The following is a 17043-nucleotide window of genomic DNA, read 5'->3' on the forward strand; positions in this document are numbered from 1 at the left end:
CAGGTGCAGGCGATGCGACCGCGAACCCACTTCCCACTTGTCTCCCATTCGATCCACGGAGCATCTTCATGAGCCAATCCATCCTGCTGCGCCCCGGCGCGGTCAGCCTTGCGCAATGGCGCGCGATCTATCGCGGCGCCCGCGTGCAACTGGACCCGGCATCGGCGGCGGCGGTTGCGCGCAGCGCGCAGACCGTCGAGGCCATCGTCGCCAAGGGCGCGCCGGTGTATGGCATCAACACAGGCTTCGGCAAGCTGGCCACGGTGCGCATCGAGCGCGACGATCTGGAAACCCTGCAACGCAACATCGTGCTCTCGCACGCCGCCGGCGTGGGCGAGCCGATGCCGCTGCCGGTGGTGCGGCTGATGCTGGCGCTGAAGCTGGCCAGCCTGGCCCAGGGCGCCTCGGGGATCAAACCGGCCACGCTCAGCCTGCTCGAAGCGATGCTGCAGCAGGATGTGATGCCGGTGGTGCCCTGCCAGGGCTCGGTCGGTGCCTCGGGCGACCTGGCTCCGCTGTCGCACATGGCCGCGGCGATGATCGGCGCGGGCGACGCCTTCTTCGGCGGTGCGCGCATGTCCGCCGCCGACGCCCTGGCCCAGGCCGGGCTGGCCCCGATCGTGCTGGGCGCGAAGGAAGGCCTGGCGCTGCTCAACGGCACCCAGTATTCGACCGCTTACGCGCTGGCCGGCCTGTTCGAGATCGAGACCGTGTTCCAGTCCGCGCTGGTCACCGGTGCGCTGTCCACCGAAGCGGCCAAGGGCTCGGACACCCCCTTCGATCCGCGCATTCACGCGCTGCGCGGCCAGCCCGGCCAGATCGTCGTGGCCGATGCACTGCGCGCATTGATGGCCGGCAGCGCGATCCGCGAATCGCACCGCGAGGACGATGTGCGCGTGCAGGACCCCTACTGCCTGCGCTGCCAGCCGCAGGTCATGGGCGCGGCATTGGACGTGATGCGCCAAGCCGCGAGCACGCTGGAGATCGAAGCCAATGGCGTGTCCGACAATCCGCTGGTGTTCACCGACACCGGCGAGGCGCTGAGCGGCGGCAACTTCCACGCCGAACCGGTGGCTTTCGCCGCCGACATGCTGGCCATGGCGGTGTGCGAGATTGGCTCGATCAGCGAGCGCCGCATCGCGATGCTGGTCGATCCCGCGCTCTCGGGCCTCCCCGCGTTCCTGACGCCCAAGCCGGGCCTGAACTCCGGCTTCATGATTCCGCAGGTCACCGCCGCGGCGCTGGTGTCGGAGAACAAGCAGCGCGCCTACCCGGCCAGCGTCGATTCCATCCCGACCTCGGCCAACCAGGAAGACCACGTGTCGATGGCCGCACACGGCGCGCGCCGACTGATGGCCATGGCCGACAACGCCGCCAACGTGGTCGGCATCGAGCTGCTGGCCGCCGCGCAGGGCTGCGACTTCCATGCCCCGCTCACCTCCAGCGGCGCCCTGGAGGCCACGCGCGGCCTGCTGCGCGGCCAGGTGCCCACGTTGCAGGACGACCGCTACTTCCACCCGGACATGGTGGCCGCGGCCGAGCTGGTGCGCAGCGGTACACTGACCGCCCGTGTCACCGTCGCCTTGCCAGGCGTGGACGCGGCGGCATGACGCCGCAGGGTGGTGAACTCCATGGTGACGCAGGGGCTTTCCAGTCAATGCCCGTCGCCGCCATGGCGGCTCCCACGGCATCCCATCGTTTCGGTGAAATCGAACATGTCGCCTGACACCTGGCTTGAAATCCATCGTGGCGATGCGCCACTGATCGTCAGCTTCCCGCATACCGGCACCGAGCTGCCGGCCGAGCTGGAAGACCGTTTCGTCTCGCCGTGGCTAGCGCGGCGCGATGCCGACTGGTACGTGCACCAGCTCTACGCGTTCGCGCGCGAGCTGGGCGCCACCACGATCCGCACCGCGATCTCGCGTTCGGTGATCGACGTCAATCGCGATCCGTCCGGCATCTCGCTGTATCCGGGCCAGAACACGACCGGGCTGTGCCCGCTGACCACCTTCGACAATCAGCCGCTGTATCGCGACGGATTTGAGCCGGATGATGCAGAGATCGCGCGCCGCCGCGAGCGCTGGTTCACGCCCTACCACGAAGCCCTGGCGAGCGAGATCGAACGCCTGCGCGCGCAACACGGCACCGTGGTGGTGTACGACGCGCACTCGATCCGCTCGCATATCCCGCACCTGTTCGACGGCGAGCTGCCGCAGTTCAACATCGGGACCAACACGGACACGTCCTGCGACGCACGCCTGACCGATGCGGTCGAACAGCGCTGCGCCGAAAGTGGCCTGAGCCACGTGCGCAACGGTCGCTTCAAGGGCGGCTGGATCACCCGCCACCACGCTCGCCCTGCCCAGGGCGTGCATTCGATCCAGATGGAACTGGCCTGCCGCGGCTACATGGACGAACCGAGCCAGGTCACGCCCGACACCTGGCCCACGCCGTGGTCGCCAGCCCGCGCCCAGCGCCTGCAGGACACGCTGCGTGGCGTGCTCAGTGCCGCCCTCGACTTCGCCCGCACATCCGCTTCCCTTCGCTGAAGGCCCGCACATCGCGGTGCGGCCTGTCCAACTCACAAGGATTTCCCATGACCCGTCGTGATCCGTCCCGTGTCATCCACGCGCCCACCGGCACCACGCTCAATGCCAAGAGCTGGCTGACCGAAGCACCGCTGCGCATGCTGATGAACAACCTGCACCCGGATGTGGCCGAACGCCCGGAAGAGCTGGTGGTCTACGGCGGCATCGGCCGCGCCGCGCGCGACTGGGAAAGCTTCGACAAGATCGTCGAAACCCTCAAGCGCCTGGACGACGACCAGACCCTGCTGGTGCAGTCGGGCAAGCCGGTCGGCGTGTTCCGCACCCACGCCGATGCGCCGCGCGTGCTGATCGCCAACTCCAACCTGGTGCCGCGCTGGGCCAACTGGGACCACTTCAACGCGCTGGATAAGAAGGGCCTGGCGATGTATGGCCAGATGACCGCCGGCAGCTGGATCTACATCGGCGCCCAGGGCATCGTCCAGGGCACCTACGAGACCTTCGTCGAGATGGGCCGCCAGCATTACAACGGCGACCTGGCCGGGCGCTGGCTGTTCACCGGTGGGCTGGGCGGCATGGGCGGCGCGCAGCCGCTGGCCGCGGTAATGGCCGGCGCCTCGTGCCTGGCGGTGGAATGCCGCAAGAGCAGCATCGATATGCGCCTGCGCACCGGTTACCTGGACACCTGGACCGACAACCTCGACGAAGCGCTGCGGCTGATCGACGAGTCCTGCAAGGCCAAGAAGCCGCTTTCCGTGGGCCTGCTCGGCAACGTCGCCGACGTGCTCGCAGAACTGCTGGCACGCGGGGTCAAGCCGGACCTGCTGACCGACCAGACCTCCGCCCACGATCCGGTCAACGGTTACCTGCCCCAGGGCTGGAGCGTCGAGCAATGGGATGACAAGCGCGTATCGGCGCCGAAGGAAGTGGAAAAGGCGGCGCGTGCGTCGATGGCCAACCACATCAAGGCAATGCTCGGCTTCCACGCGCTCGGCGTGCCGACCGTCGACTACGGCAACAACCTGCGCCAGATGGCGCTGGAGGAAGGCGTGGCTAACGCCTTCGACTTCCCCGGCTTCGTGCCCGCCTACATCCGCCCGCTGTTCTGCCGCGGCATCGGCCCGTTCCGCTGGGCGGCGCTGAGCGGCGATCCGGAAGACATCGCCAAGACCGATGCCAAGGTCAAGGAACTGATCCCGGACAACCCGCACCTGCACCGCTGGCTGGACATGGCCGCCGAGAAGATCAAGTTCCAGGGCCTGCCGGCGCGCATCTGCTGGGTCGGGCTGGGCGATCGCGACCGCCTGGGCCTGGCCTTCAACGAGATGGTCGCCAAGGGCGAGCTCAAGGCGCCGGTGGTGATCGGCCGCGACCATCTGGACAGCGGCAGCGTGGCCTCGCCCAACCGCGAAACCGAGGCGATGGCCGACGGCTCGGATGCGGTCTCCGACTGGCCACTGCTCAATGCCCTGCTCAACACGGCTAGCGGGGCGACCTGGGTCTCGCTGCACCACGGCGGCGGCGTGGGCATGGGCTTCTCCCAGCACGCCGGCATGGTTATCGTCTGCGACGGCACCGAGGCGGCGGCCAAGCGTATTGCTCGCGTGCTGTGGAACGATCCGGCCACCGGCGTGATGCGCCACGCCGATGCGGGCTACGAGATCGCGCTCGACTGCGCGAAGGAGCAAGGCTTGGACCTGCCGGCGATCCTCGGTTGAGACCCGCGCGACGCGCAGCCTGAAACACCACCGTCACGAACGCCCGCTCACTGGCACGCATTGAGGAGGCGCACCCGGCCCGGGAACGGGCCGCCCCATGATCCGCCCGCTCGCCCAGACCACTCAAGCCCGCTCGTCCGCGGCCGCTATTGCGTTTGGGGCCAGAAGTGCGCCTATACCGGGAGCGCCGTAGCGCCTCCTGCTCAAGTGAAGCAAGTCGGGAGGGGGCAATGCTCCGAAATTCATTACGTGTGCGCCTGCTGTTGCCCGTGCTGGGCCTGGTCCTGGTCGTGGTGGTGGTGTTGACCCTGGTCCTTGCCAGCACCGAGGCTCGGCGCGTGCACAGCCAGGCCGATGAGGCGATCCGGCGCCAGTCCTCGTCCCTCCAGGGACTGTTCGCCATCACCCGCTCGATCATGCTCGATCGGGTCAGGGGCTCGATGAATCTGCTGCGCCGTGAAAGTGCCGCGCTGGGAGCCCCGTCCGCCGGAACCAAGGTCCAGATCAGCGGCCGCGATGTCCCGGACCTGCTGTTCGGACAGAAGTCCCAGGCCGGCAACATGACCTTGGTCGACAGCGTGACCGCCACGGTGGACGGCACCGCAACGGTGTTCTCGCGCACCGGTCAGGATTACGTGCGCGTGGCCACCAACGTCAAGACCGACGATGGCAACCGGGCGGTCGGTACCCTCCTGGATCCCAAGGGACAGGTGATTCAACAGATTCGCAAGGCGCAGGGTTTCTATGGCGTGGTCGACATCCTGGGGACGCCTTACGTGACCGGCTACGAGCCGATCATGTCGATCTACGACGAGGAACCCATCGGCATCTGGTACGTCGGCTACAAGACCGACCTGGCCTCGCTGGAAGGCGAGATCAGCGAGGCGCATGTGCTGGAATCAGGCTTCATCGCGGTCTTCGACGGCAATGGGAAACTGCGCTTCCACTCCAAGACCGGCAACACCACCGACCCGGCCAAGATGGAACAGGTCGCCCGTGAGCGTCCGGACGACTGGGTGGTGACGCGCCAGGACGTCCCTGGCTGGGGTTTCACCCTGGTCTCGGCCTATCCCAAGCAAGACATCAACAGTGTGATCCTGCGCCAGTCGCTGTGGATTGGTGGCATCGGCCTGCTGGTGTGCGTGCTGCTGCTGGGCCTGCAGTCGATGCTGATCCTCAGCCGCGTGCTGCGCCCGATCCAGCACCTCACCGCCGTGGCCGAAGAACTGAGCCTGGGCAAATGGAACCACACCATCGACGAGGTCAAGCTCAAGGACGAGATTGGCACCCTGGCGCGGGCCATCTCGCGGCTCTCCAACAGCGTACGCTTGGCCATGGAGCGTTTGGCCAAACGGTGAGGCGCCAAGCCTCTGACGCCAGATCGACGATGCGAGGGAGCCAGGACGCATGGCCAATGATTTCATCCCACTGATCCAAGTCCTGCGCGAGCTGCGATCTTTGACTGCGAAGAAGGCGTCCGGCTTCTTCTTCGTGGTCACCGAGGAAAACCATTCCTGCATCATCCGCCTGCACGGCGGACAGATCGACGAAGTGGTTTTCAGGATGCTGCGCGGTGACGAGGCCGTGCAACGGCTGTCGATGGTCAACGCCGCGCGCGGACGCTTCCAGGTCGATCCCGCCAGCAAGAGCAGCGGCAAGGCCGCCCTCAGCGAGGATTCCTTGCAGTGGCTGCTAGGCGGCTTCGAACAGGCCCTTTCACGCACGCAGGCCGCGCCGGTCGCCGCAGCGGTGGCAGCGCCTGCCGGCATGCCCGCCGGCGGCGCCCCGAGTGAAGCCCAGCGCAAGTTGATCGAGAACATCGCGCTGCAGTACTTCGGCCCGATCGCCGGCATGCTGTGCGATGAAGCCTTCGAAACCCCTGCCCCGTTGGCGTCGCAGCTGGAGCAACTGGCCAGCAATCTGTCCTCGCCCGATGAAACCAAGGGCTTTCTCCAGGAAGTGCGCGCTGGATTGGACAAGCTGCCGCACTAGCGGCATCTGCGTCGCGGCGATCGTGGATCGCAACATTATTCGCGCTGCCTCGACTGTGCATGCGTTGCACGCACGCAATGCCCTTGCGGCAAGGTGCCGCGTGCGACCTCGTCGACCGCGGCCTGACGGCCAGTTTCGCCTCTTCGCTTGGGTCTGGCCACTCGATAGCGCAAGCCCTCGCAAGCGGCGCGCTCGATCATGAGCGTCCGCGTGCATCGCGCGCCGATCTCCGGCTCGGCACCCCTTTGGCCTGCCGCGCCCAGGGCATCACGATGATGGACTTTGTTCCCGAGTACCCATCGGTCAGGCCCCCGTGGCCTCCGCACCGCACAGCGTCGGCGACCTTCCCTGACGCACGCCACCGCGGATCACGCGACGGCGTGATCCGCAAAGCCCGATGGAACAGCCTCCAATCCTTCTGCGAAGCGATCGCACTCGCCAGTGCCTCGACGACCCTGTAAACTTTAGAGAAAGTATTGAGGTAGACAGGATGTGGCGCGAGCGCCACCCATCATCCCTCCCTCGGTCTTCCGCAACGCGTCTGCGCCTTGGTCCGGCATCGCTACCGCGATCCGGGTCAGCGCCGGCGCGCCGTCCCATCTCCCTAGACCAGGTTGGTTGCTCGCTCCGATGTCCAGCGCAATGTGCCCACGATTCGCCCCGCTCTCCACACGCCATGTCCTGATGGCCAGCACCCTGCTGTGTTGCATGTCCCCCCGCGCCATCCTCGCCGCGACGCCGGAACAGGCGGTCACCCTCGATGCGATCAAGGTCACGGGCACCGGAGCCGATGGCCTGGACGCCGCGCGCAAGGCGCTGTCCAACGTGCCCGGCGCAGGCAACGTGATCGATCTAACCCGGGTGGATAACGGACGCGTGGCGGGCACGGCCGACGTGCTGGCCTATCAGCCCGGCATCTACGCCCAGTCCCCCGGCAACGAGGGGGTCAAGGTGTCGATCCGCGGCTCGGGCATCAACCGTGCGCCGGGCGCGCACGCCTCGGGGGTGTCGGTGTCGCTCGATGGCTTGCCGCTGACCTTCTCCGGCGGCACGCCCTACGAACTGCTCGAACCGCTGTGGATGAGCCGCGTGGACGTGCTGCGTGGCGCCAACGGATTCGATCGCGGCGCCCTGGCTCTGGGCGGCGCGATCGACTACGTCAGCCGCAGTGGCCTGGATTCTCCCGGGTTTGCGCTGCGCTACGAGGGCGGCCGTTTCGGCTACCGCAAGCGCAGCCTGGCCGATGGCGGCGCGCACGGCGCGTTCGACTACTACCTCGCCCTGACCGACAGCCGCACCGACGGCTACCAGACGCATGCGGCCGGCAGCGGCAAGGGCGTGATGGCCAACCTGGGCTGGCAGCTCAGTCCCGATCTGAGCACGCGGCTGGTGCTGCGCTATCGCGAAACCGAACACGAAACGCCGGGCCGTTTGACCCGTGCCCAGATCGCCGATGACCCGCGCCAGGCCAACCCGGCCTATGTGGCCATCGATGCGCGCCGGCCGCAGCCTGGCAGCACCTGGATCGGCAGCATCACCACCCTGCAGCTGGACGCGGCCTCCACGCTGAAGGCGGGCCTGGTCTACCACCGCTTTCCGATGGACCTCAACGAAAGCCGCTACCGCCAGCAGTTGGACTACGCCGACCTGGGTGCCACGCTGGACTACACGCATCAGCACAGATGGTTTGGCCGCGACAGCACCACCACCGTCGGCCTGCGCGTGACCCATGATCTGCATGCCCAGGTGCGCGAGACTCTGCGCCTGGACACCAACGGGGATCCGGCCGGGACGCGCACGCGCGACTTCGAACACCTGGGCACCGATGCCGTCGTGCATGTCGGCAACACGACGGCGCTCACCCCGTCCCTGCATCTGGTCACCGGCCTGGCCCTGGTCCATACCGCCAGCGAGGTCGCAGTGACCTGGCCGGCCGGCGGTGGCCGCTTGTCCGAGCATGGCTGGGACTACGCGCCGCGCATGGGCCTGACCTTCCAGGCCACACCGCAGGTGCAGCTGTTCGGCAACTTGAGCCGCTCGGTCGAGCCGCCACACCCGTGGTCGATGATCTGGGGCTCAGGCACGGTGTTCCCGGCCGGCAGCGGCGCGGCCACCGGCCGGCAGAGCACGCCGGTCCACCTGGGCAACCAGACCGCCGCGACACTGGAACTGGGCGCGCGCGGTGACGGCACGCTGGGCCGCTGGCAGCTTGCGGCCTATCAGTCCAACGTCCACCACGAGTTGCTCAGCGTCGAGGTCGGCACCGCGCCGGACACCTACGTGGCCGAATCCAATGCCAGCCCGACCGTGCATCGCGGCATCGAAGCGGGGCTGGAGTCGACCCTGTGGCAGGCCCAGGGCGACCGGCTGTCACTGCGCCAGGCCTATACCTACAGCGATTTCCGCTACCGCCACGATGCGCGGTTCGGGAACAACGTACTGCCTGACCTGCCCCGCCACTACTACCAGGCCATGCTGCGCTACGACCATCACAGCGGCGTCTATGCGGCGCTGGATACCGAGTCGGCCTCGCGCCTTGCGGTGGACTACGCCAACAGCGCCTGGGCGCATGGCCACACCGTGTTTGGCGCACGCGTGGGCTTCGCTGCACCGGGTGGGCGCTGGCAGACCTGGCTGGAGGCGCGCAACCTCACCGGGCAGCGTTACGCCGCCACGATCACGCCCGGCTACGACGATGCCGGTACCGACGCGGCGCGGGCCACGCCCGGCGAGGGCCTTGGCCTCTATGCGGGCCTCGAACTGCACTTCCAATGAGTCGGATCGAAGGTGAGGGTCAAGCACCCCGTGTGACGTACGCGCTCAATCCGATGCGCGCCGAGCCGGGCATCGCACGGGTGTCTCTGGCTGGCCGCGCCGCGCGGCCGCCAGTCGCGTCCGCGTTCTGATTTCGATCGGCATTGACCAGCGCCGTCGACGTGGAAAGGCGAGGCACTCGACCATGCGCGGCTTCCTGCCGCTTCCCTGTCCATGCGAATCGCGCTCGCGGCGCGATGTCGCGTTTTACAGCGCAGGCCCGAACGAAGGCGGCAGGGCCTGCGTGCCCCAGGTTTGGTTGGGGGCTTTGCCCAGGTCGAACTCCAGCGTGCCGCCACGCTTGACGAAGTCCGCCGGCAGCCAGGCCTGATCGCTGGCCTTGCCGTCCACCTGCAGGGACTGCACGTAGGGCACATCGGGCGCGGCATTGCGCGCGCGGATCTCGATGCGCGCGCCGGGGCGCTCGATCACCACCTGCGGAAACAGCGGACTGCCGATCGCCAGCTCGGCTCGCCCCGGATAGACCGGATACAGGCCCAGCGCCGACCAGACGTACCAGGAGGACATCTGGCCCAGGTCGTCGTTGCCGGAGATGCCCTGCGGCGTGTTGGTCCAGATCTGGCGCATCGCCGCACGCACGGTGTCCTGCGTCTTCCACGGCTGGCCGACGAAGTTGTACAGCCACGGCGCGGCGATCGAGGGTTCGTTGTCCAGTTCGGCATGCAGCGGCCCGGACTTGGTCACCGCCCAGCCGCCGTCGGGCGTGCGGAAGAACGCATCCAGCCGCTGCGCGGCGACCTGTGCACCACCGAGCTGCTCGATCAATCCAGCTGGATCGAACGGCACCATCCACAGGTACTGGGCGCCGCTGCCTTCGACGAAGCCCTCGTCGGAGGCCGGATCGAATGCGGGCCAGCTGCCATCGGCGTTGCGCGGCTGGAGGTAGCCGCCGTCCGGGGTCGCCTGCGGATTGAACAGATTGCGCCACCAGCCCGAGCGTTCGCGGAACAGCTTCGCGCCCGCCTTGTCACCGGCCGCCAGCGCCAGCTCGGACAGGCCGAAATCGGCGGCGACCAGCTCCAGCGTGTCCGAGGCAGTGCCCCAGCCCGGCGCGTCGACCGGCATGTAATGCAGCTTGAGCCAGGCATCCAGGCCAGGGCGCTGGCCCACGCACAGGATCGGGCACCCCCTGCGGCTCAGATCCTTCTCGGTTGGCACCGTGGCGGCCCGCTTGAGCGAGGCGTAGGCGCGTTGGAGGTCGAACCCGCGCCCGCCGAACGCGTGGATCGCCGCCAGCGACGGCGGCGAGGGATCGCCGTTCATGACGCCGGTCGCGCCGGTCAGATGCGTCCAGCGGTCCCAGACCCCGCCATTCTGCTCGGCCTGATTGAGCAGTGACTGGGCGATGTCCGATCCGCGCTGCGGGTCCAGCAGCGTCACCAACTGCAGCTGCGAGCGATAGACATCCCAGCCGGAGAAGTTGGCGTACTGCGCCCGCTGATGACGCGCAAGGCGATGCGCCTTGCCGTCGAAGCCCAGGTAGCGCCCGTCGACATCGCTATAGAGATTGGGCTCAAGCAGCGCATGGTAGAGCGCGGTGTAGAAGACCGCGCGCTCGTCCCCGGCGCCACCGGTGACGCGCACCTGGCCCAGGATGTCGTTCCACGCCCGGCGCGCAGCCGCCTGGGTGGCTTCCAGCGAGGTTCCGGCCGGGCTCTCCTTGTCCAGGTTGGCCCGCGCCCCGGCCGGGTCCACGTAGGACACGCCGACGCGGACATTGACCGTCGCCCCCTCCTTGAACTGGATCCATCCACCCGCGCCGCGCCCCACCGGCGGATGGCCGCGCGTGCCATAGGTGGTGCCGCCGCTTCCGTCGACGGCGCCCTTGCTGAGCGTTTCGTCGCGCCACGTGCCCCCCACCTCGAAGGGCTGGTCGAAGCGCGCGACAAAATGCAGCGTGTAATAGCTTTCGCGGCGATCCTCGGCCAGGTAGCCGCAGAAATTGCCGCTGGTCACCGAGCCGCTGACCGTCCGGGTGGCCGGATCGATGCGGATGGACGAGGCCGTGCTGCCGACCTCGCTGTCAGAGGTCCGGATGAGCAGATTGGCCGGGCGTCCTTCCGGATAGGCGAAGCGGCCCACCGCCGTGCGTGCGCTCGCGCCCAGTGCCACGTCCACGCCGTTGCCCAGCTTGGCTGCATACGCGCCCGGGCTGGCGTGTTCGTCGGCATGGTCCAGCAGGGCCGAATATTGAACACCGGCCTGCGGCGAGGACGGCGAAACCTCAACCCCGGTGGTGATCGGCATCATCGGGATATCGCCGCTGGCGCCAGCGCAACCCGTTCCCGAGACGTGGGTCAGGCTGAAGCCGCGCACGCCGTTGGCGCGCCACTCGTAGCCACCCGGCGCGGCGAAGGGAAAGCGCTTGCCTGGCAACGGGGTCTGCTCCGGACTGAAGGCGACCATGCCGAACGGGAGGGTCGCTCCTGGATACACATTGCCGCCGTTGGTCGTGCCGATGAAGACATTGACCTCGGCGGCGAGGTCGGCCGTTTCGCGCTCTGTCGGGGCCTCGGCCTGGGCCGATGGCATCAGCAGCGCCACACTGGCGGCCAGCAGCAGGGGACGGTACATATGCATTCTCCCGGTTCTGCGCGCGCCACTGCGTGGCGCGGTTCATCGGGATTATGCTGATTTAAATCGTTTAAATGAAGCCCGCCCCGTGGTTGCGACATCTGCGGGCCAGGGGAATTCGCATTGATCCCAACCTGCCTCCCCGCACGCCGATGCGCGATGGGTCTGGCCTGGTATGAACGGGTCGAACGCGCAAAGCCTGCGCGACGCCTTCAACCACCCGGTGCAGTCAGCGGGATGCCGACGGGCGCAGGCCGGCCGAACACCGGATCGCCCGAGGTCGACCAGGACACCGGCTGCAGGTGTGGGGCACGCGCGCTGGTGCAGCGCATGTCCGCAGCAGGATTGGCGTGATAGACGATCCAGGTCTGACCCTCCGCACCGCGGAAGAAGCCGTTGTGTCCGGGCGCGAACACGCCGCGCGCCGGGTCGGTGGCCAGCACGGGCCCGGGCTGCTTGATCCAGCTTGCGGCATCGAGCGGATCGCTTCCGGCTGCGGCCTTCAGCAATCCCAGCGCATAGCCGTCGGACCAGCAGGCACTGCCGGAATAGGTCAGGAAGAGATCCCCCTTTGGCCCCAGCACGAACTCCGGTCCTTCCAGGATCTGGCGCCCGCCCTGTCGCTCCCAGGCCTGATCCGGGCGCGCGATGATGGTCTCCGGCCCGGTCAGTGTCCACGGATTGGACATGCGCACGATGGCCAGCACGCTGTCCGGCCCGACGTAGGGCGAGTACACGAAGTAGCGCTCGCCACCCACCGCGAAGGTCGTGCCATCGATGCCGGTGTGCGCGGTCTTGAGCTGGCCGCGATCGATCCAGGTTCCCTGGGTGGGATCTGCGCTGGTGTTTTCCAGCACGAAGATGCCCCGATGCGCATCATCGTCGTGGGCGCTGTCGGCGGCGGTGTAGTAGATGAACCAGCGTCCGTCGATACGGTGCAGTTCCGGCGCCCAGATCGACTGGCCGTTCGGCCCCTGCTTGGGCGGGGTCCAGACGGTGACCGGGGCTGCCTTGGCCAACTGCGACAGGTCGGTGGTCTTGCGGATGGCCAGATGATCGCCGCGCGTGCTCATGAAGTAGTACATCCCGCCCTCGTGCGCGATCCACGGGTCGGGCCCGGACGGCAGCAGGGGATTGGTATAGGTCGGCGTCCTGGCCATGCCGGTGGGCACGGTCAACAACAAGCCAAGTAGCAGGGCGATCGAAGCAGGACGCGGCATGTGGACTCCTGGCTGGGGCGAGGCCGCAGGCGATGCGGCCACCGTGACAGCGCCGACTAAACCATATAATCAGACAATTAAGAAGGCGCACCGCAACATGGTCGTGTGCTAGACCTGCTCTAGACGCATTGCGCCCCAATGAAAAAGGCGGCGCCTCGCGGCGCCGCCTTGCCAAGGGGCCAGACAGCGTCGCCTTATCGCGCGCCGCCCTGCTTGGCCCCGGCCTCCTTCACGTAGGTGTCGAACCAGTGCAGCATCTCGTAGACGAGTTGCTCGTTGGACTCCAGCGCGGTGTACCAGTGCGGTTCGTGCGGCAGCATTACCAGCCGGGTGACGCCCCCATTGCCGCGGATCGCCTGGTAGAGCTTGACCGACTGGATCGGTTCGGTTCCCGGGTTGGCGTCGTCCTCGCCGTGCACCAGCAGCAGCGGCGCCTGCATCTTGTCGGCGTAGAAGAACGGCGAAGCCTTGAGGTACACGTCCTGCGCCTCCCACACCGAACGTCGCTCGTTCTGGAAACCGAAGGGAGTGAAGGTCTTGTTGTACGAGCCGCTGGTGGCCACGCCGGCCTTGAACAGGTCAGTATGCGCGACCAGGTTGGCCGTCATTAGCGCGCCATGACTATGCCCGGTGACGCCGATCCGGTTGCGGTCCACCACGCCCAGCGCGACGGCCTTGTCCACGGCCGCTTGCGCATCGGCGGTCAGCTGCTGGATGTAGGTATCGTAGGCGCTGCGCGGGTCGCCGACGATCGGGAAGGAGGCGTTGTCGATCAGCGCGTAGCCGGCTAGCAGCAGCAAGCGGTAATTGCTCAACCGAGTGAAGGTCTGCTGCGAGCCGGACACCTGGCCGGCCTGCTCGCTGCTGGCGAAGTCCTCCGGATAGGCGTACAGGATTGCCGGCACGCGCTGGCCTTCCTTGTAGCCCGGCGGGGTGTAGAGGGTGAACGACAGATCCAGCCCGTCGGCGCGCTTGTAGGTCACCAGGCGCTTCTTGATCTGCCGCACCTCCGGTGTCGGATCCTCAAGGCGGGTCAACGCGGTGCCCGGCGTGGCATAGGCCGCCTCGTCTTCGGCTGCATCGGCCACCGGCGCGCCCAAGGTATGGACGAAGGCATTGGGCGGATCCATCACCGACTGGTGCCAGGTCAGGAAGCGATCCGGCGTCGCGGCGAAGGCCAGGAACTGGTCGTATTCGTCCACGCCACTGCGGAACAGGCGCTCGGTCTTCAGCGTGCCCAGGTCCAGCCGATCCAGGAACGGCCGATCGCCCTGGGACGAAGCCCCCTGCCCGCGCAGGAAGACCGTGTCGCCTTCCAGGCGCACCGCCCACGCGCCGTTGGGCAGCACCTGGTAGACGAAATTGCCCGGGTTCTTGTACAGCTCGTCATAGGACATGTCCCACAGCACGCGCCCCGGCGCACCCGGCTGGTCCACATCGACGATGCGGGTGGTCTGCCAGTGACGGTTCTCGTCGACCTCCAGCAGGAAGGCAGTCTCGCGGCGCGGCGTCCAGGCAAAGCCTTCGAAGCGCTGCTCGGTGCGGGTGATCTCCTTCGGGGTGCCTGTGAAGGGCGCGGCGAGCGTCATCACCTTGTCGCGTGCCGGCACCTTGACCTTCCAGTCGCCCTTGTCCAGCGCCTCGGACCACACCAGGGTGGCCGGCTCGGTCGCGCGCCAGTCGAAGTTGATCGGACCTTCGGGCACGCCGTGCACCGGCACGCGATCGGCCAACGGCAGGCGGGCCACGGTCACCGAGGTGCCACTGCCCACGTCCAGCACCGCCACGTCGTGGGCGAAACGCTGGTAGGTCACCGCGTGCGAATACGGCGGCTTGATCGCCTCGGTCAGCACGTGCACGCCATCAGGCGCGGCGACGACGTCGTTGTAGATCGCCGGCTGGCCGACGTCGCGCACGCGGCCATCGCCGGCATCGACCACGGCCAGCTGCGAGGTGCCGTAGTAGACGAAGCGGGCCTCGTCCAGCGGGCTCTTGAGCGTGTCGCGCGCCTCGTAGGTGCTGCTTTCGCCCTGGCCGCCCAACGACTGCTGGATGTCCGGCCCGATCTGTTCGGGCGTCTCGGCCGGCGGCGCGCCCTGCCCGGCGGGCACGCGCTTGACCAGTAGGCTGCGGCTGCCGTCGAGCCACTGCACCGCATCGTCGAAGATCGGGTTGAGGGCCACGCCAGGCACCGCGTGTACCTGGCCGGTGGCCGCGTCGCCCAGCCACAGCTCCACCGAGGTCGGGGTCACGTTCTGGAAGGCGAAGCGACGCCCATCGGGCGACCACGAGGCACTGCCCGGGCAGGCGCCGTTCGGAAATGGCACCTTGGTCTGCTTGCCGCTGGCGATGTCCACCAGGGTGAAATCGGCCACGCAGGCGGGGATGCCGTAGCCGGCGGGCGTGTCATGCCGACTCCGGTTGGCAGGTTCCAGGCGCACGCCGGCCAGCTTGTAGAACGGGCGCGCCACCCGCTCGATCGAGGGATAGGTCTGCGCCGTGGTGAGCATCAGGGTCCGACCGGTGGGATCGACGCTGGGCCTGGGCGGCGGCGGCGCCTTGAGCACCTTGAGCAACGGCTCGGGCGGAACGTCGTAGCCGGCCCAGGCCGGCGCGCATACCAGCAGCGACAGGGTGGTCACGGCAGCCGCCGTGATGTGGAGGTTGCGGCGAAGCAGCATGAGCATCCCCAAAAAAAGTGGCGTGGTTCACATCGCGCATGCGAAGCGGTGCGCTTCGCATGCCGTGTTCAAATCTAGCATCGCAGCTGAGCCGACAAGTGGCGCGAAATCGGACCGCGGCGATGATCCATGCCAGGTGCGCGGCGCCCGTCCGCCTGCTAGGCTCGGCTCCAGACCAGCGCAGCCAAGTGCACTGGTCGCGCTTACTTGCTCCAGCACGCTTGAGTAGACCGGGACCCCCGACCGGCCGCCGATGAGCGCGGATGCCTCCCCGCCGTGACAGGCAGGTCCCTGACGTTTTTTGCAGTTGCCCCCGTAACCGCACGATACGCAAGGAGCCTGGCCATGAGCCAAGAACGTCGCATCGACGCACTGACCGGCATTCGCGGCGTCGCCGCGCTGCTGGTGGTGTACTCGCATCTGGTGGAGAAATACTTCTTCAGCGTCAGCCCGCTTTTACCGGGCGAAGTCGGCGTCATGGTGTTCTTTACCCTGAGCGGGTTTCTGATGGCCTTCCTCTATGGCGAGAAGGACTTCAACTACCCGGCCGTCGCCCGCTACGCCATCGCCCGGTTCGCGCGCATCGCCCCGGCTTACCTGTTCGTGGTCGTGGCCGCATACCTGATCTACAACCTTGTGGACGGGCACTTCGTCTACGCCATTACCCACCAGAACCTCCTGCGCCACCTCGCGTTCTCGGGCAACGTCTCGGCGCTGTGGAGCATTCCACCGGAAGTGCAGTTCTACGTGGTCTTCGTCGCCCTGTGGTTCTCGCTGTGGGCGTTTCGTCGTCAGGGCAACGCGGCGTTCCTGGTCGCCATGCTGACTTTGGTCTTCCTGATGATGAGCTATCGCGGTTCGCTGCCGGGCACCTTCGTCGGTTCCAAGCTGCACTACTTCTTTACCGGCACCGTGTTCGGCCTGGTTCGCGCGCGCACCAGGGATAGCAGCGGTGTGGCGATGATCGGGACGATGCAGGTCGTCCTGCTGGTCTTGCTCGCGCTGGTAGGCCTGGGCGTGGCGGACCCGCACTTCGGCTCCAAGCGAGCGTTCTACGAAAGCCTGGAGACAGCGCTGTTTGCCGGCATCGCGGTGTTCGTCTTTTCCTTCGATACCCGCCTGGCCAAGGCGCTGCTCGGCAACCGCGCGATCAAGCTGCGCGGGGACTGCAGCTTTTCGATGTACCTGATCAACATCCCGGTGATCTATTTCGCAGTGAAGTGGGCCCATGGTCGTGCCGCGACGCCCGCCATGGCGGTTGGCGTGACGGCCGTCATCCTGCTGCTGGCCTGGGCGATGTATCGGACCATCGAGATGCCGGGCAGCAAGCTGCTACGTCGGATCGGGCAGCGGATCCTGCTTCCGAACCGAGCCCATCAGCAGGGCACCGGGCCGGCCGCCATTCCCCAGGCGACCGTGCCATCGGCGTACGATCTTGGCCATCCCGATGAGCACAAAAGCGCGGCCGGCTGACGCC

The 17043-nt window shown here is 67.5% G+C and carries 10 protein-coding genes; 7 read left to right on the forward strand and 3 right to left on the reverse strand.

The genetic code is table 11. The annotated features are described in order from the left end of the window. Positions 1-68 precede the first annotated feature (68 nt). The 6 genes from hutH to ACORQU_RS00030 all read left to right on the forward strand — a co-directional run bounded on the left by hutH (position 69) and on the right by ACORQU_RS00030 (position 9031). Positions 69-1610 (forward strand): histidine ammonia-lyase, encoded by a 1542-nt coding sequence (hutH, locus tag ACORQU_RS00005; protein ID WP_491642685.1) that lies wholly within the window; start codon positions 69-71, stop codon positions 1608-1610. A gap of 105 nt (positions 1611-1715) precedes the next feature. After that, positions 1716-2549, forward strand: a complete 834-nt coding sequence (gene hutG / locus ACORQU_RS00010) for an N-formylglutamate deformylase (protein WP_491642686.1) — start codon at positions 1716-1718, stop codon at positions 2547-2549. A gap of 47 nt (positions 2550-2596) precedes the next feature. Continuing rightward, complete coding sequence (gene hutU, locus ACORQU_RS00015) at positions 2597-4264, forward strand: urocanate hydratase (protein ID WP_491642687.1); 1668 nt, start codon at positions 2597-2599, stop codon at positions 4262-4264. 230 nt (positions 4265-4494) lie between these two features. Further along, positions 4495-5622 (forward strand): Cache 3/Cache 2 fusion domain-containing protein, encoded by a 1128-nt coding sequence (locus tag ACORQU_RS00020; RefSeq protein WP_271645404.1) that lies wholly within the window; start codon positions 4495-4497, stop codon positions 5620-5622. A 49-nt stretch (positions 5623-5671) separates the two neighbouring features. After that, positions 5672-6256: a DUF8082 domain-containing protein gene (locus tag ACORQU_RS00025; protein ID WP_271645403.1), complete on the forward strand. Its 585-nt coding sequence runs from the start codon at positions 5672-5674 to the stop codon at positions 6254-6256. Between the two features lie 708 nt (positions 6257-6964). After that, complete coding sequence (locus tag ACORQU_RS00030) at positions 6965-9031, forward strand: TonB-dependent receptor family protein (RefSeq protein ID WP_491642689.1); 2067 nt, start codon at positions 6965-6967, stop codon at positions 9029-9031. 246 nt (positions 9032-9277) lie between these two features. On the opposite strand, the gene ACORQU_RS00035 is transcribed toward ACORQU_RS00030, so the two are convergent. The 3 genes from ACORQU_RS00035 to ACORQU_RS00045 all read right to left on the reverse strand — a co-directional run bounded on the left by ACORQU_RS00035 (position 9278) and on the right by ACORQU_RS00045 (position 15566). Continuing rightward, a complete protein-coding gene (locus ACORQU_RS00035; RefSeq protein WP_491642690.1) occupies positions 9278-11665 on the reverse strand; it encodes a GH92 family glycosyl hydrolase in 2388 nt (795 codons plus the stop codon). 212 nt (positions 11666-11877) lie between these two features. After that, positions 11878-12885, reverse strand: coding sequence for a glycoside hydrolase family 43 protein (locus ACORQU_RS00040; protein ID WP_491642691.1), 1008 nt, complete (start codon positions 12883-12885; stop codon positions 11878-11880). Positions 12886-13079: 194 nt separating this feature from the next. Beyond that, entirely contained in the window at positions 13080-15566 is a 2487-nt protein-coding gene (locus tag ACORQU_RS00045; protein ID WP_491642692.1) for a S9 family peptidase, read from the reverse strand. Positions 15567-15911: 345 nt separating this feature from the next. Between ACORQU_RS00045 and ACORQU_RS00050 the strand changes: the two genes are divergently transcribed. Next, positions 15912-17039, forward strand: a complete 1128-nt coding sequence (locus tag ACORQU_RS00050; protein WP_491642693.1) for an acyltransferase family protein — start codon at positions 15912-15914, stop codon at positions 17037-17039. The last annotated feature ends 4 nt before the right edge of the window (positions 17040-17043 follow it).

This window comes from Pseudoxanthomonas sp. JC1303 (assembly GCF_058448525.1).

Excerpts from the sequence above, each read along its gene's own strand:
- ACORQU_RS00050 (WP_491642693.1), top strand. The coding sequence starts at position 15,912 with ATGAGCCAAGAACGTCGCATCGACGCACTGACCGGCATTCGCGGCGTC.
- hutU (WP_491642687.1), top strand. The coding sequence starts at position 2,597 with ATGACCCGTCGTGATCCGTCCCGTGTCATCCACGCGCCCACCGGCACC.
- hutG (WP_491642686.1), top strand. The coding sequence starts at position 1,716 with ATGTCGCCTGACACCTGGCTTGAAATCCATCGTGGCGATGCGCCACTG.
- hutH (WP_491642685.1), top strand. The coding sequence starts at position 69 with ATGAGCCAATCCATCCTGCTGCGCCCCGGCGCGGTCAGCCTTGCGCAA.
- ACORQU_RS00040 (WP_491642691.1), bottom strand. The coding sequence starts at position 12,885 with ATGCCGCGTCCTGCTTCGATCGCCCTGCTACTTGGCTTGTTGTTGACC.
- ACORQU_RS00045 (WP_491642692.1), bottom strand. The coding sequence starts at position 15,566 with ATGCTGCTTCGCCGCAACCTCCACATCACGGCGGCTGCCGTGACCACC.
- ACORQU_RS00035 (WP_491642690.1), bottom strand. The coding sequence starts at position 11,665 with ATGTACCGTCCCCTGCTGCTGGCCGCCAGTGTGGCGCTGCTGATGCCA.
- ACORQU_RS00030 (WP_491642689.1), top strand. The coding sequence starts at position 6,965 with ATGTCCCCCCGCGCCATCCTCGCCGCGACGCCGGAACAGGCGGTCACC.
- ACORQU_RS00025 (WP_271645403.1), top strand. The coding sequence starts at position 5,672 with ATGGCCAATGATTTCATCCCACTGATCCAAGTCCTGCGCGAGCTGCGA.
- ACORQU_RS00020 (WP_271645404.1), top strand. The coding sequence starts at position 4,495 with ATGCTCCGAAATTCATTACGTGTGCGCCTGCTGTTGCCCGTGCTGGGC.